Genomic DNA, 14,392 nt, shown 5'->3' with positions numbered 1-14,392 from the left:
TCCTCCGTGACCCGCTTCAGTTCCGCCTGTAGACGTCGCAATTCGGCTTGCTGGCTTTGGGCTTCGATGCGAACTGGAGCTGGCTGGCTGTACTTCCTGACCCACTCGTACAAGCTGTGCTGCGACACACCCAGCCGGGCGAAAACCTCTGCCACCGGATAACGCCGCTCGGTGATCTGTTTTACCGCTTCGATCTTGAATTCTTCTGCGTAACGCTTGCTGCTCATGACACCTCCATTTGACGCCTTAGTTTAAGGCTGAAAGGTGTCTAGTGCATTAGGGGCGATTCATTATTACGCTACTGTGAGCTTGATACACTTGCAATGGTGATGATCGTTGAAGCGTGGACGGAGCATTGTTGACGTATGTTTTATGAAACAGGGTATTAAAGAATACTGACTTTATTTCTAGAACTGGTCTAAGCGAACGAGTTGCGCCCGTTTCGACAGGCTTTGTAGCTGATTTTCTAATTTATTCCTCAATTAAAATCAGTAAGTTAGTAGGTTATTCTCGACAGATTTAATTTTCTCCGATCAATGATGATGGAAAAATAAAGTCTGTCGGGGGTTTTCAACAAATATGAAAGCAGACCCAGTGAAACTCTGTGCCTGCTTTTTTCACTTGATTAATACCTTAGATCATCAACCGCGCCATGAATACTGATTGATGTGGGAATTCCGGTGCAGTTGACCAGTTGTGCCGTCTGCCATCCATAACAGGAAGCAGAAGAGTTTTTCAACAGGATAGGCCGGTTTTTGACCACTGCAAACGGCCACTAGCACTCATTCGTTATAAACTGTCGGATGTTTCGCTGACCACCATGAGGAACGGAATCTTATGAGTCGCCGGCAGTCGCGAATTGCCCCGAAGGATGGTCTTTCAGTCGTCCTACTCACGGCTTCATTTGGCAGGTGCCAGTCGGAGCGCGCGTGATTTTCGAGCTGATCGAAGACATCGTGAAGCTGGCGCTCATCGTCGTCTGCCTTTATTTCGTCCTTGATGCGTACGTGCGCCGCAAGCAACCCGCATGGTCCGGACCGCTGGAGAAACGCCGCTTGACCACTCTATTGGTGCTCGTTCTCGCGGTATCCACAGTTAAAGTGAGCGAAGATGTGCTCGGCGGAGAATCAGGTCCGATCGACAGTGCCGTCTTGCTTTTCATCCATAGTCACGTTCCGAGCACGTTAAACGGGTTCTTCGAAGCGGTCACGTTTACAGGGTCATCAAGGGTTCTGTTTCCGCTCGCGACCCTCGCTACAATCGCCCTTCTGTGCACAAGGCACCGCTTCGAGGCTCTCCTTGTCGCAGCTTCGGTGATCAGCGGTGCGATTGTGATTTATGTTGTCAAAACGGTGGTCGGCCGAACTCGGCCGGCGCTGTGGGACACAGCGTGGTATTGGGGTTCCAGCTTTCCCAGTGGGCATACGCTAGTTGTCGCGGCATTCGCTACCGCTGCTGCTCTTTGCGTGAGCCGAATCAGGCCAGCGGCGCGCAAGCTCGCGCTGTCAATAGCGATCTTATGGATATTTCTTGTCGCCATTTCGCGTCTAGTGCTTGGTGTGCACTGGCCAACTGACGTACTGGTCGCTGCGTGCATCGGAGCGTTTCTGCCTCTGGCGATGAGCGTTGCACTTGAATTACGTTACGCTTAACAATCCGCTCCAGCCGATTGCCCCTAGCGGCTGGATGGGCTTGGACATTGAAGCTTGCTCCTGACCCGCTAGGTACCTTTCAGCCTTGTTTAAAGGCTGGCAATGTGAAATCGAGCTTGGGGCCGGCGGGAACAATCCGCGTCGGATTGATGTGCGGATGGCTCATGTAGTAGTGGTGCTTGATGTGCTCCATATTTACCGTCGCCGCAATGCCTGGCGTCTGGTAAAGCGCTCGCAGGTATCGCGATAGATACGGGAAGTCGACCATGCGATTACGGTTGCATTTGAAGTGCCCGTAGTAAACCGCATCAAAACGTACCAGCGTCGTGAACAGGCGCCAGTCGGCCTCCGTAGGAATATTGCTCACCAGGTACGGTTGTCCGGCAAGCCGCGCCTCGACCCAATCGAGTGCATGGAAAAGCCTTCTGAACGCCCGTTCGTAAGAAGGCTGGCTGGTGGCAAAGCCGCAACGATAGACACCGTTATTGATGTTCTCGTAGACAAATGCGTTGATGCGGTCGATTTTCGCACGGAGCGCCTGCGGATACAGGTCGAGTGCTGCGACTCCGTATGCGTTGAACGCGCTGTTCAGCATGCGCACGATGTCCGCGGACTCGTTGCTGACGATAGTGCGCGTCGCCGTGTCCCACAGTACTGGTACCGTGACCCGGCCGCTGTAGTCGGCGCGGACGGCGGTGTAGAGTTGATGCAAATGGGCGAAGCCGTTGGCGTGATCAGGCAGTGCCGGGCTGAACGCCCAACCCTGCCCGGCCATTACCGGCTCGACGATGGAAACAGGAATGCTCGCTTCAAGTCCTTTCAAGGCCCTGACGACGAGCGTGCGGTGCGCCCAAGGGCAGGCCAGCGATACATAGAGGCGATAGCGTCCGGGCTCCGCCAGATAATCGCTAGAACCGTCTGCCGTGACCATGCTGCGAAAGACGGCCTGAGGACGTACGAATTCACCTGCCGTCGCCGCGGTGTCATACCAGCCTTCGTGCCACCGACCGTTCTGCAGATAACCACTCATGCCAGTCGGCTGTTCTGATAGTCGGCGATTGCCTGCTCGATCTCCTCTCGGGTGTTCATGACAAAGGGGCCGTACTGAACCACCGGCTCCCGCAAGGGGCGGGCGGCGAGTACCAGAAAAGCGGCAGCCGCATCTCCGGCATGGACTTCCATGCGATTGCCTGCGGAGAGCACTCCCGCGGTGTGCGGCTCCAGCGCACGCCTCTCCGCCATCGAGCCGATCTCGACCCGGTTCTCGTAGGGATAAATAAACGCGTTGTGGTCTGGGACGAGCGGGTGGGTAAAATGTCCGCCAGCCGGGAGCAGAACATCCAGAAACAAAGGCTCGGTGCTCAGCCCCTGAATCGGCCCCAGGATGATTTTGCCATCAATTTCTGCAGTGCCTGCGATGACTTTGACCTGGCCTTCGTCCGGCAGGTTTATTAAGGGGATTTCCTCGGGCTGGATGTCCCGGTAAGCGGCCGGCTTCATTTTCTCGCGCGCCGGCAGGTTCACCCAAAGCTGAAATCCGCGCATGCGCCCACTCTCCTGTTGGGGCATTTCGGAGTGGATGATGCCGCGTCCCGCGGTCATCCACTGCGCGCCACCACTTTGCAAATCGCCCTGGTTGCCCAGATGGTCCTGATGCAACATGTGGCCGTCCAGCATGTAGGTTACCGTTTCGAATCCACGATGCGGGTGGTCGGGGAAGCCGGCAATGTAGTCGTCGGCATTTTCGGAAGAAAACTCGTCCAGCATCAGGAATGGGTCGAGGCGCAGCCCTGGCGCCTGTCCAAGGCTGCGGCGCAGCTTGACGCCACCGCCATCGGAGGTGGGGATGGATCGGATCACTTGCTGTAGCGTGCGTGTGTGCATGTCGTACTCCTTAATGCCGGAACGGCAACCGGGGCATGTCGCCGCCTATTGCCATTCCGGCATGAATTCAAGGATCGCTGCTTTAGCCCAAGGCTTATTCCTTGACGGCTTCAACGGGGATGGTGAGAGTGACATCGTCACCGACGTAAGGGGCGTATTTGCCCATATTGAAGTCGGTGCGCTTCACGACCGCGGTCGCGTTGGCGCCGCAAGCGTCCTTCTTCAGGATTGGGTGCGGCATGCACTGGAAGGAAGTCACGTTTAGCGTAACCGGCTTGGTGACACCTTTGAGCGTGAGGCTGCCATCGACGGAGGTTACCTTTTCGCCATCGAAGTTGACCTTGCTGGAGGTAAAGGTGGCCGTGGGGTACTTGGCGGTAGAGAGGAAATCTTCGCCCTGGATGTGTTCGTTGAACAGGGGGTAGCCGGTATCCACCGAGGTGGTGGTCATGGTGACGTCCACCGAGCCGGTTTTCGCCGCGCGATCAATGACGATCTTGCCGGAGGTCTTGTCGAAGCGGCTCAGTTGGGTGGAATAGCCAAAGTGGCTGTAGGAAAAGCGCGGTAATGTATGGGTACTGTCGATGACATAGGTTTCCGGGGCGGCGAGGGTTGCGGTGGAAATGGTCGCTGCGAGGGTCAGAAAGGCAAAGCGTTTCATGGTGTGTCTCCTTGTAAAGATAGTGATAAAAGGGTGAAACATTATTTCCCGGCGTTGGCCAGGAAGTGGAACTTGATCTGTATTTCATTGGCGACGGTGCCGAAGTCGGCCCAGGTCCCTTCGCCGATGGCGAAGTCGGCGCGTTTCAGCACAAACGCACCGTCAACAACCGCAACATTGCCTTGCGGGTTGAACGTGAAGGGCGCTGAAACCGTTTGCGTTCGCCCTTTGATGCTCATCTTTCCGCTGACCTCGTAGCGGTTGCCGCCCAGGGCCTTGACGCCGGTGGATTCGAATTTAGCCCGGGGGAAAGCTTTGGTGTTGAACCAAGCCTTACCGGCAACCTCGTCATTGGCTTCCTGTGAACCGGCATCGATGCTGGCCAGGTCCAGATCAAACACCGCTCTGGCAGACGCGGGCTTGGCCGGGTCAAAACTTAGCAGGGCAGCAAATTTCTTGAAATGCCCATCCACCGGCACACCCATCTGCGTATAGACAAAACCGAGGGTGCTCTTGTCGGCCTGGATACTGGTGAATTCAGCAGCCTGGGCCAGAGATGCGAGGGCAAGGCTGCCCAGCAGTACGGCGGGAATGTTGTGTTTCATGATGATTTCTCCATGAGCGTTAACGGAAATGCCGGGGCAGCATGCGGGCGAGCACATCATCCTTGTCGATCAGGTGATGCTTGAGGGCGGCGCCGGCATGGCCGATCACCATGGCAACGAGCAGGAAATTGAGGGTCTGATGCACGTTTTGCAGCAGGTCGCCCAGCGCCTTGTCCTTACCCATCAGATCGGGGATAGGCAGGATGCCGAAATAGACGGTCTGGAAACCCTTGGCCGAACTCATCAGCCAGCCCGAGAGGGGAATGGCGATCATCAGCTGGTAGAGCGTGGCATGACCGGCGTGGGCCGCCAGCTGCATCGCTGCCGGCATGGTGCCGGGCAATGCCGGCGGGCGATGGGCAAAACGCCAGGTCAGGCGCGCCAGCACGAGCAGGAAGGTGGTCACGCCAGCCCATTTGTGCCAGGAATAGATATGCAGTTTCCAGGGCGACAATGGCAGCTCGTGCATATAGATGCCAACGGCAAAGAGCGCGATCAGCAGCATTGCCATGAGCCAATGCAGGCCGATGGCGGTGGCGGTATAGCGGGTATGGTTCATGGATGCTCCTGAACGTGGCCGTTGCCTGTCCTCAAGCCACCAATTCGGCGAGACGCTGCCTGGCTTCGCTCAGCGCCGCCTCCTTGGCTATCTCGCCCATGTTGAGGCCTTCGGCATAGACGAACACGACATCGGTAATGCCCAGAAGGCCGAGGAAGTCGCGCACATAGCTGGTTTGACTGTCCAGCGGCGTACCGGCGTACATTCCGCCCCGGGCGGCGAAGATGTAAGCTTTCTTGCCTGTGAGCAGCCCCTCGGGACCGTTTGCGGTGTAGCGGAAGGTCACCCCGGCGCGGGCAATCTGGTCAAAGTAGGCCTTCAGCGTCGAGGGGATGCCGAAGTTGTACATCGGCAGGCCAATGACGACGACCTGTGCCTGCCTGATCTCTTCGATCAGTGCATCCGATTCGGCGACGTAAGTTTGTTGTTCGGGGGTCCGCGCGTCGGGTTGTGCGAAGAACGCCAGAACGCGCTGGGCGTCCAGGTGAGGTAAGGGGGCGTGTGCCAGGTCGCGGACGACCACATGCGCATCCGGCTCGCTCGTGCGCCATGCGGCGACAAACTGATCGGCGAGCTGGCTGGACTGGCCGCCGGAAGAGAAGATGCTTGAATTAAGCTGTAGCAAAGTTTTCATGGTATTTCTCTCCATCAATGAAAGTGATGTTATTTAACTTCTTATTCATCAGATAAAAAAGTACAATAATCTGGTATTAATAATCTATTAATTAGATAGGTTGTGATGGCACCTCATATCACCCTGGAGCAATGGCGATCATTGATCGCAGTCGTGGACGCGGGCGGTTACGCCCAGGCGGCGGAAAAGCTGTACAAGAGCCAGTCTGCCGTCACCTATGCGGTACAAAAAATAGAGTCATTGCTTGAGGTGAGAGCGTTCGAGATTCAAGGACGCAAGGCGATCCTCACGCCAACCGGACAGATGCTCTACCGACGCGCGCTGGCGCTGGTGGACGAGGCAAACGATCTGGAGCGGGCGGCCCACAGGCTGTCGGCCGGCTGGGAGGCTGAGATACACATTGCAGCTGAAATCCTCTTTCCCTCTCGTCTGCTATTGACGTGTCTGGAGCGTTTTGGCCAGGAGAGCCCCCGCACGCGGGTCGAGTTGATCGAGTCGGTGCTGGGCGGAACTTCGGATGCGCTGCTCAAGGGAGAGGCGGATCTGGCGATTTCGCCGCAGCTGCCGCCCGGATTTCTGGGCGAGCTCTTGATGCGAATACGGTTGCTCGCGGTGGCTCATGCCGATCACCCTTTAAATCATCATGGCCGAGAATTGACCTATCGTGACCTGCGCGCATATCGCCATTTGGTGGTGCGGGATTCGGGTACCAAGCGCGACCGGCGCGCAGTATCTGTCGAGGTGGATCAACGTTGGACGGTGAGCCAGGTCGCCACATCGATCCAGGCAGTCTGTATGGGATATGGCTTTGCCTGGCTGCCAGAGGAGCATATCCGCGAGGAACTGCAGACAGGGATGCTCCGGCCGCTACCCTTAAGGGAGGGCGGTACGCGCGAGGTGCCGCTCTACCTGATTCTGGCCAGCCCGGACTTTGCGGGGCCTGGGGTAAGGCGTCTGGCGGAAATCATCGCGGAATCGGTTAGGTGGGAAGATGTGGCCGAAGAATGAGAATCCCGACATTTCCTTTGTATGAAATGAATGCTCATTGCGCTGATCTATTAAAACCGACTGGAAATGGCTTGATTATTGGTTTGGGCGGACTATATTTTTATGATCAGTAAAAGCGGGAGTGATTTTCCAGCTCAACTCCTTGTGTTGACCGTGGGACATTCCACGCGATCCATTGAAGAGTTTATCGGCCTGCTCAAGGCCCATGAGGTAACTTGCCTGATGGACGTGCGTACCGTTCCGCGCTCCCGTCACAATCCCCAATTCAGTCGCGAAGCTTTGGCAGCATCGCTGGAGCTCGCCGATATACGCTATATCCATATGGCCGGCCTCGGAGGTTTTCGGCACACCAGCTCGCCGTCACCGAATGCGGGATGGCGCAATGAATCATTCCGCGGGTATGCCGATTACATGCAGACGCCGGATTTCGCCGGGAATCTGGCTAAGCTGATCGAGCTGGCGAAGCGGGAGCGGGTGGCGACGATGTGTGCCGAGGCCATGCCATGGCGTTGCCATCGATCGTTGATTGCCGATGCGTTGACGGTGCATGGCGTGCGGGTGGAAGAAATCGCCAGCCGGACGCGCCGTGAAGTACATGCATTGACATCTTTTGCCAAAGTCGAGGGTGCGGTGATTACTTATCCGCCGCCACTCCTGGATTCATGGCCTGACGGATAGGGGCGGATTGCAACGCCTTGATCTCTTCGATGGCGCGCTGAACATTGACAAAACGATGGCTACCGCCTTCCAGCAATACCAGTTTGGCTTGGCCGGCAAAATTTTCCACGCTTTCGCGATAGGGGATCAGCTCGTCGCCCTTCTCGTGCAGCACCGTGCATTGCGCGCCCCCTGAAAAGCGATAAACGGAATATCTCAGCAGGTATTCCGGTTTGAGAACGCCTTTTTTCTTCGAGTACATATTCTCGACCGCGCCGATAAAAGGTTTGAGCGTGATTTCCGGCGACATGCAGGGATTCAGCAGCACGCATTTCAGGCCGTATTTCTTTGCGAACTGGTAAGCCCAGAATCCGCCGAGCGAAGAGCCGATCAGCACGAGATTCTTGTCCAGATCGGGACGGAACAGGGCGTCTATCTGTCGATAACCGTTGTCGGGATTCCATGAGTCATAGCTGGCGACTGCCAATTGCGGGAACTGCAGCTTCAATTGGGCCGATTTTTCACTTTGCGGCCCGGAATTGAAGCCAGGCAGATAGATCAGAGAGTTTTTCAATTGGCCTCATTTTCAAGTGTACATCATGGCGGTAGAGACGCATGCTCTGCCGTCGCGATATGATAAAGCGCAAATGGATAGGATCTAGAGACTCAGGCGGATTAAAAGCGCTGCTCCAAGGCCATCCTCCGTACGGTATGGAACAAAAAGGCTGTTGCATCATTCGCGTGTGCGAACTTGGCTGCATGTAATTAAGTGAGGTAAACCCCCGGCTTTGCGGGGGTCACTTAATTGGGAGGGAAGCTTCTGGCTTGGCTCACGATCATTCCAGCTCTATGCGCGCCAGCACCGGGAAATGGTCGGAAGGGTAGCGCTGTCCATCCGAGTCAGTTAGCACTGCGTACTTCAATACCCGGATATTGGGGCCGAGAAAGATGTAGTCGATGAGCTGGATCGGTGCAAGGCCAAACTTGAAGTCGTTGAAAGTTGCCAAGGGGCCGTAGGCTGGTGTGACCGAAATGGTTCTGGCGTCGCGCATTGCAGTCTTCATGGCCAGGATTTGCTCAGTGTCAGGTGTCGAGTTGAAGTCGCCAAGCGCGATGACCGCATCGCCGGCCCCTTGGCTCTTCAGCCAGCGCAGCAACAGCTTGGCTGACTCGCGCCGTGCCACTTCTCCCTCGTGGTCGAAGTGTACTGACACTGCCAATAGCGTCTTGCCATTGGTTTTGTCCTGTAGGCGAACCCAAGTGGCCAGCCTGTTGCAGCAGCGTGTGTCCCAGCCCTTTGAAGGCAGGCCGGGTGTTTCGCTGAGCCAGAAGTCGCCGTGGGTGAGTAAGGCAAAGCGCGCGCTCCTGTAAAAGATTGCCGAGTGTTCTCCGGCGTTTTTGCCGTCGTCTCGTCCAACGTCTACATGCGTATACTCAGACAGTGCTTCGAGATCCTTAATCTGCTCTGGCAGGGCTTCCTGGGTACCGAACAGATCGAACTCATGATAGTGGATCAATGCCTTTACCGCTTCCCTGCGCAGCCCCCACACATTGGGGCCATCGTTGGGCGTGTTCAGTCGCAGGTTATAGGTGGCCACATTGATCGGCGCGTGGTCGCCGGCCAACGCAGCCGAAGCGGTCATCAACACCGACATTATCAGCGCGAGCAACCCCGTCAGGTTCAATCGTCCGTGACGCCTCATGACTGACCTGCGACGCAATGCTCGGCGATGAAATTGGCGTATGTGAACATCATTTATTATTACTTGAGTCATAGTTAAGTCCGATTACAGATAGGCACTTCTTTCCACATCATAAACCCCACGCTCGATACCAGCGCTGAGGTCAGATTGCCACCTGTCATGGATCACGGTTGCCAGACGAACGTTGCGATGCTCTTCGCGGGCAACGTGTATTGAAAGGTCCGTTCGGCGGCTCGAACCGAGAAATACCGACTTTCCGTGGTCGAGTTTGCGGCAATCAGTACCAGTGAATTGTCATCTGCATTCTGGAAGGCAACCGTATCCAGTTGCCCTGCCATCGTGCTGGAGTCGATGCGGCGCGCGCCCGGGCGAACGAAGCGGCTGGCGTGGGCGAGTGCGTAGTATTCGGCGTTGCGAGTAACCGCGCCGTTGGTTGAATTGATGGTAACCACACCGCGGCAGTCGTTGCAGCCACCGAGGTGCGGACCGTGGTTTTCGTCCAGCGCCAGGTTCCAGAACAGCACGCCCTTCGCCCAGCCGCGTGTGGAACCGATGATCAGATTGCGGGTGAGCCAGGTCAGCCCGTCATTCTTGATGGATTCCCATTCGCCACCGGAACATTCCGTTAAGTAGGTTTCCTTGTCCGGGTGGACATCGTGTACCGTTGTTTGCGCGTTTACATCGCCGCCGTAGCAGTGCCACGCTATGCCGCTGATGTAGCCGTTGGCCGTGGCATCGGCGAGTACCGTAAGGGGCGAACTGGGTTCGTCCCAGTTGTGATCCCAGTCCAGAATGCGTGTGCTCAAGCCACGTTGGGCCATGCGTGGGCCGATGTGCTGACCGACCAAGCGGGCACGGGCTGCCGATTCAATACGCATGCCAGGGTAGTCGGCCGGTTCGAAGTGCGGTTCGTTCTGCAGCGTGATGGCATAGATCGGCACGCCTTCTCCCGCATAGGCTTCGATGTAGCGCAGCATGTACTCGCTGAAGGCTTCGTAGGCCTCGGGACGCAGGCTGCCCTTGATGAGGCTATCGGTAGTCTTCATCCATCCCGGCGCGCTCCAAGGCGAGGCCATAATGTGAAGATTGGGGTTGAGCGCCAGAGCGCTCTTGACCAGCGGCAGCACTTCGGCTCGGTTGGCGTCGATGGAGAAGTGGTCTAGGGTCGGATCGGTCTGACCAACTGGGACGTCGTCGAAGCTGTAATGGGTGCGCGAGAAGTCGGAGGCGCCGATGGTCAGCCGGGTGAAGCTGAGACTAAGCCCGGGCGTGCTACCGAATAATTCTCGCAGCAGGGCTGCGCGTTGGTCCGCGTTCATTCTGTTTTGTATCAGCCACGCCGAGGCATCGGTGATGGCTGCGCCAAAACCGACCATTTCCTGGTGCCTTACCGACGGATCGACGTCGATGTTGGCCGACAGGGGGACTGCGTCAGTGAAGGAAACATCCGCTTCGCGCGAGAGTAGCTTGGCGCGGTCGGTGGTCGTCACCCAAACTTGCACCATCGGACCACTACCGCTGGTGGAAGGGCTTAGCCTCGATGTACCTGCCAGCGACCCGCAGGCTGTCATGACAAAAGTTGCCAGCAGGCAGATTATGGTTAGCCAGACTGGGCACGATGACATGGCATAAGGCCGAGGTCTTGACATTTTTCGCATTCCTTCTATCCAGGTTGGCTGTTGGCCGAGCAATGTGCTGCGATGAATTCGGCATGGGTCGGCATGACGGCGATGCATTTCCCGATAATGTTCTCAACGCCATCTAAAAAGTCGGTCAATTCATCTTCTTGCAGGTTGTTGGCCAAAGGTGAGTAGCTGCTTGGGCGGATGCCTTGACCGTGCAGAACCTGAAGCCAACTGTACTCGGAGAAAAGCTCGTTGTTTTCCCGGAGTATCCGGCCGTTGCCGCGATACAGATCGATCTTTTTCTGCAGCGTCGGTGGGATCGACATGTTCTGGCAGTATTGCCAGAAAGGTGTGTCGTTCCGCTCGGTGGCCTTGTAGTGGAGGATAATGAAATCGCGTATGCGTTCGTATTCGAACTCGGCTTGGGCATTGAATTCGTCGATATCGGCCCGGATGAAACCGTGATTGGGCAGGAAGCGTATGAGGCGGGCGATCATGGTCTGAATGAGGTGGATGCTGGTGGATTCCAGCGGCTCCAGAAAGCCGCTGGAGAGACCGATCGCGATGCAGTTCCGGTTCCACAGTTTGCGCCGCTTGCCGGTAACGTAGCGTATAGTTCTCGTCTCCACCAGCTGTTCGCTATCAAGGTTGCTGAGCAGTATGGAGGCAGCTTCGTCTTCGCTCATGAATTGGCTACTGAAGACATGCCCATTGCCTATCCGGTGTTGCAGCGGGATGCGCCATTGCCAGCCGGCGTCGTGTGCCGTTGAACGTGTATAAGGCAGCGGCGGCATGGTGGACGCGCAGGGCACGGCAATGGCCCGGTCGCAAGGCAACCAGTGGCTCCAGTCCTCAAAACCGGTCTTGAGTGTCTGCTCGATCAGCAGGCCGCGCATTCCGGAGCAATCTATAAACAGGTCACCGTTAATCCGCTCCCCACTCTCAAGCACCAACTCGTCAATGTGGCCATCCGGTTCACGTTGTGTTACGCCAACGATCTTGCCTTCCGTCCGCTGCACCCCGCGGGCCTCGCTGTAGGTGCGCAGATAACGTGCGTAAAGCGAAGCATCAAAATGGAACGCATGGGCGATATCGCCCATCGGGGAGCCGGGCATGTCGGTCACCGCACGCATGCATTTGGCTTGGCTCGACGCCATGGCGTTGATCGAGTATTTTTCCAGTGCGGAGGCCTTGCCGGCCAGATATTGACGCAGCCAGTAATGGTCGAAGGGGACGCCCTTGAGGTCATGTCCGAGCCGGCCGAAGGCATGTATATAGGAGGCACCCATCCGGTGCCAGTTGACGAACTCGATTCCCAGCTTGAACGTGCCCTGGGTGTTCCTGAGGAAATCGTCCTCGTCGATCCCCAGTGCCTTGTTGAAATCCCGAATGGGCGGGATGGTCGCTTCGCCCACGCCGATGATGGCGATCTCGTCGGACTCGATCAGGCGGATCGAGTATTCGCGATGCAAGGTCTTGGCCAACGCTGCTGCGGTCATCCAGCCCGCGGTGCCGCCGCCGACAATCACGATGCGTCTGATGCTGCTCATGAGGGGATCCTTTCTTTATTAAGATACGAGTTCAAACGTATTGCGGGGGGCCGCCGGAGCGGCGAAACCGCATAGGGAAACAAGAGGCGTGGTTTTCCAGCAATTCTTTCGGCTGCAATGTTAGACCACATACCTTAACTCGTTGAGTTGGTTTGGACTCTTTAGCAATTTGTTTGGGCCTGCAGTCTGCAGTTCCTCTATGGAGCCATGGCCCCATAGAACGCCAATTGCCCCCAGCCCATTTGCTCTTGCGGCTTCAATGTCGACAGCACGGTCTCCGATCATGATAGAGGCTTCGCAAATGCTGCCGCTGGATAGCAATTCAGCAAGTTGCTGCTTCTTGTGAATCCCAATTCCGCCCCCGTTGAGGAAGTGAAAATGCTCTCGTAGCCCAAACAGGCGAAGAATGTTCTCAGCAAAGTTTACGGGCTTTGAAGTGCATAGGCCGATAGGTACGCCGGCAGAGGCGAGGGCGTTCAGGGCTTCAGGGATGCCTTCGTAAAGTGTATTTTCGGAGTACCCGATTGCAGCATAGCGCTCTCGGTATTTCGCCATCAGGTTGGCTATGCGCTCCGGCGCTGAATTCCCAGTGATTGCACCAAAGGAAATATCCAATGGTGGTCCAATGAATTGAGGCACTTCGTTCTCAGAGATAGTTGGATACCCATAGTGTTGCAGGGCATAGTTTATTGAGCGCTCAATCCCGACGGCTGGATCGCTGATGGTGCCATCGAGGTCAAAGATAAGAAAAGGGCGAGTCTTCATGCGGTCTGATAGAGCTAGAGTCGCTGTTCCCCGGCCTGGTCGAAGAGCGAGGCCTTGGAGCCGTCGATATCGAAGCGTACCGGCTGATCGGGACGGTACTCGATCACTCCGTGGACGATGCTGGAGATCATGTTGCCGCAACAATCAATCCACACGATCTGGTGGTTGCCCATCGGCTCGACGAGGCAAATAACGCCTTGCAGGCTGCCCTGTGGCACGATGCGGATGTGCTCCGGGCGGATGCCGAGGGTGACGGCCCGTCCTGCGGTCGGTGGCTGGCGGAAAGCATAACCTGACAGATCCAGGTTGAGCGGCATTGCAACGAAAGCCGTGGTTCCTGCAGTTACAGCCAGCTTGCCGTTGATAAAATTCATGCCCGGCGTGCCCAGAAATCCTGCAACGAACAGGTTTTCGGGTTTTTCATAGACTTCGCTCGGTGCGCCAATCTGCAGGATGCAGCCGTTGCGCATGACGACGATGCGGTTGGCCAGGGTCATCGCATCGACCTGGTCATGCGTCACGTAGATCATCGTCGAGCGCAAGCGCTTGTGCAGCAGCTTCAGTTCGCGGCGCAGCTCGGTACGCAGCTTGGCGTCGAGGTTGGAGAGTGGCTCGTCGAACAGGAATACGCCGGCTTCGCGTACCAGAGCGCGACCGATGGCGACGCGCTGGCACTGGCCGCCCGATAGCTGAGAGGGCTTGCGTTTGAGTAGCGGTTCCAGGTGCAGGATTTCCGCCGCCTGCCGTACCCGATGCTCGATTTCGGCAGCCGGCATGCCCTTGATGCGCAGGGCGAAAGACATGTTACGTTCCACCGTCATGGTGGGGTACAGGGCGTATGACTGGAACACCATGCCAATGTTGCGCTGGCTCGGGTCGGCCCAGGTCATGTCCTGTCCGCCGATCTCGATGGTACCGTCAGCTACCTCGTTCAGGCCGGCAATGCTGTGCAGCAGGGTGGATTTGCCGCAGCCAGAGGGGCCGAGCAGTACCAGGAATTCGCCCTCAGTCACGTCGAGATCCAGGTTGTTGATGATCTCGTTGTCGCCGAGACTGACGCTGAGATTGCGAATACTGACGTTGGCCATT

Annotated in this window: 16 protein-coding genes; 3 read left to right on the top strand and 13 right to left on the bottom strand. The window is 56.7% G+C overall.

Annotated features, from left to right (window positions below; genetic code table 11):
- Nucleotides 1-227, bottom strand: a 227-nt coding sequence (locus tag VGK14_RS00640) for a transposase (RefSeq protein WP_331506959.1), incomplete at its 3' end; no start/stop codon positions are given.
- Nucleotides 228-929: 702 nt separating this feature from the next.
- On the opposite strand from VGK14_RS00640, the gene VGK14_RS00635 reads away from it, so the two are divergent.
- Nucleotides 930-1,652, top strand: a complete 723-nt coding sequence (locus VGK14_RS00635) for a phosphatase PAP2 family protein (protein WP_331506958.1) — start codon at nucleotides 930-932, stop codon at nucleotides 1,650-1,652.
- 79 nt (nucleotides 1,653-1,731) lie between these two features.
- On the opposite strand, the gene VGK14_RS00630 is transcribed toward VGK14_RS00635, so the two are convergent.
- The 6 genes from VGK14_RS00630 to VGK14_RS00605 form a co-directional block, all read right to left on the bottom strand.
- Entirely contained in the window at nucleotides 1,732-2,682 is a 951-nt protein-coding gene (locus VGK14_RS00630) for a glutathione S-transferase family protein (RefSeq protein WP_331506957.1), read from the bottom strand.
- Nucleotides 2,679-3,536, bottom strand: coding sequence for a pirin family protein (locus VGK14_RS00625; protein ID WP_331506956.1), 858 nt, complete (start codon nucleotides 3,534-3,536; stop codon nucleotides 2,679-2,681). The genes VGK14_RS00630 and VGK14_RS00625 overlap by 4 nt, the downstream gene beginning before the upstream one ends.
- A gap of 94 nt (nucleotides 3,537-3,630) precedes the next feature.
- Nucleotides 3,631-4,197 carry a YceI family protein gene (locus tag VGK14_RS00620; protein ID WP_331506955.1) on the bottom strand — a complete coding sequence of 189 codons (567 nt, stop codon included), beginning with the start codon at nucleotides 4,195-4,197 and terminating at the stop codon, nucleotides 3,631-3,633.
- A 41-nt stretch (nucleotides 4,198-4,238) separates the two neighbouring features.
- Nucleotides 4,239-4,802, bottom strand: coding sequence for a YceI family protein (locus VGK14_RS00615; protein ID WP_331506954.1), 564 nt, complete (start codon nucleotides 4,800-4,802; stop codon nucleotides 4,239-4,241).
- A gap of 19 nt (nucleotides 4,803-4,821) precedes the next feature.
- Entirely contained in the window at nucleotides 4,822-5,361 is a 540-nt protein-coding gene (locus VGK14_RS00610) for a cytochrome b (protein WP_331506953.1), read from the bottom strand.
- A 31-nt stretch (nucleotides 5,362-5,392) separates the two neighbouring features.
- Complete coding sequence (locus tag VGK14_RS00605) at nucleotides 5,393-5,995, bottom strand: FMN-dependent NADH-azoreductase (RefSeq protein WP_331506952.1); 603 nt, start codon at nucleotides 5,993-5,995, stop codon at nucleotides 5,393-5,395.
- 105 nt (nucleotides 5,996-6,100) lie between these two features.
- Here VGK14_RS00605 and VGK14_RS00600 point away from each other — a divergent pair, with 105 nt between their 5' ends.
- Together VGK14_RS00600 and VGK14_RS00595 are read left to right on the top strand one after the other, a co-directional pair.
- Nucleotides 6,101-7,003, top strand: a complete 903-nt coding sequence (locus tag VGK14_RS00600) for a LysR family transcriptional regulator (RefSeq protein WP_331506951.1) — start codon at nucleotides 6,101-6,103, stop codon at nucleotides 7,001-7,003.
- 102 nt (nucleotides 7,004-7,105) lie between these two features.
- Nucleotides 7,106-7,681, top strand: coding sequence for a DUF488 domain-containing protein (locus VGK14_RS00595; RefSeq protein WP_331506950.1), 576 nt, complete (start codon nucleotides 7,106-7,108; stop codon nucleotides 7,679-7,681).
- Here VGK14_RS00595 and VGK14_RS00590 read toward each other — a convergent pair.
- From VGK14_RS00590 to VGK14_RS00565, 6 genes are all read right to left on the bottom strand, one after another.
- Nucleotides 7,638-8,234 (bottom strand): YqiA/YcfP family alpha/beta fold hydrolase, encoded by a 597-nt coding sequence (locus VGK14_RS00590; RefSeq protein WP_331506949.1) that lies wholly within the window; start codon nucleotides 8,232-8,234, stop codon nucleotides 7,638-7,640. The two genes, VGK14_RS00595 and VGK14_RS00590, sit on opposite strands and share 44 nt — an antisense overlap.
- A gap of 262 nt (nucleotides 8,235-8,496) precedes the next feature.
- On the bottom strand, nucleotides 8,497-9,345 hold the full coding sequence (locus VGK14_RS00585; protein WP_331506948.1) for an endonuclease/exonuclease/phosphatase family protein: 849 nt from the start codon (nucleotides 9,343-9,345) through the stop codon (nucleotides 8,497-8,499).
- Nucleotides 9,346-9,527: 182 nt separating this feature from the next.
- Nucleotides 9,528-10,853 (bottom strand): glycoside hydrolase family 30 protein, encoded by a 1,326-nt coding sequence (locus VGK14_RS00580; RefSeq protein ID WP_331506947.1) that lies wholly within the window; start codon nucleotides 10,851-10,853, stop codon nucleotides 9,528-9,530.
- Nucleotides 10,854-11,026: 173 nt separating this feature from the next.
- Nucleotides 11,027-12,538, bottom strand: a complete 1,512-nt coding sequence (locus tag VGK14_RS00575) for a tryptophan halogenase family protein (RefSeq protein WP_331506946.1) — start codon at nucleotides 12,536-12,538, stop codon at nucleotides 11,027-11,029.
- 120 nt (nucleotides 12,539-12,658) lie between these two features.
- Complete coding sequence (locus VGK14_RS00570; protein WP_331506945.1) at nucleotides 12,659-13,303, bottom strand: HAD hydrolase-like protein; 645 nt, start codon at nucleotides 13,301-13,303, stop codon at nucleotides 12,659-12,661.
- A gap of 14 nt (nucleotides 13,304-13,317) precedes the next feature.
- The gene (locus VGK14_RS00565) at nucleotides 13,318-14,391 is read right to left on the bottom strand and encodes an ABC transporter ATP-binding protein (protein ID WP_331506944.1); all 1,074 of its coding nucleotides are present in this window, start codon (nucleotides 14,389-14,391) and stop codon (nucleotides 13,318-13,320) included.
- Nucleotide 14,392 lies beyond the last annotated feature (1 nt).

This window comes from Novimethylophilus sp., from assembly GCF_036504375.1.
Classification (GTDB): Bacteria; Pseudomonadota; Gammaproteobacteria; order Burkholderiales; family Methylophilaceae; genus Novimethylophilus.
Note: the sequence above shows the minus strand (reverse complement) of the source record. Positions and strands in the feature narration are given on the sequence as shown.

Coding starts and splice junctions, on each gene's coding strand:
- VGK14_RS00630 (WP_331506957.1), bottom strand. CDS start 2,682: ATGAGTGGTTATCTGCAGAACGGTCGGTGGCACGAAGGCTGGTATGAC.
- VGK14_RS00625 (WP_331506956.1), bottom strand. CDS start 3,536: ATGCACACACGCACGCTACAGCAAGTGATCCGATCCATCCCCACCTCC.
- VGK14_RS00620 (WP_331506955.1), bottom strand. CDS start 4,197: ATGAAACGCTTTGCCTTTCTGACCCTCGCAGCGACCATTTCCACCGCA.
- VGK14_RS00615 (WP_331506954.1), bottom strand. CDS start 4,802: ATGAAACACAACATTCCCGCCGTACTGCTGGGCAGCCTTGCCCTCGCA.
- VGK14_RS00610 (WP_331506953.1), bottom strand. CDS start 5,361: ATGAACCATACCCGCTATACCGCCACCGCCATCGGCCTGCATTGGCTC.
- VGK14_RS00605 (WP_331506952.1), bottom strand. CDS start 5,995: ATGAAAACTTTGCTACAGCTTAATTCAAGCATCTTCTCTTCCGGCGGC.
- VGK14_RS00600 (WP_331506951.1), top strand. CDS start 6,101: ATGGCACCTCATATCACCCTGGAGCAATGGCGATCATTGATCGCAGTC.
- VGK14_RS00595 (WP_331506950.1), top strand. CDS start 7,106: ATGATCAGTAAAAGCGGGAGTGATTTTCCAGCTCAACTCCTTGTGTTG.
- VGK14_RS00575 (WP_331506946.1), bottom strand. CDS start 12,538: ATGAGCAGCATCAGACGCATCGTGATTGTCGGCGGCGGCACCGCGGGC.
- VGK14_RS00570 (WP_331506945.1), bottom strand. CDS start 13,303: ATGAAGACTCGCCCTTTTCTTATCTTTGACCTCGATGGCACCATCAGC.
- VGK14_RS00565 (WP_331506944.1), bottom strand. CDS start 14,391: ATGGCCAACGTCAGTATTCGCAATCTCAGCGTCAGTCTCGGCGACAAC.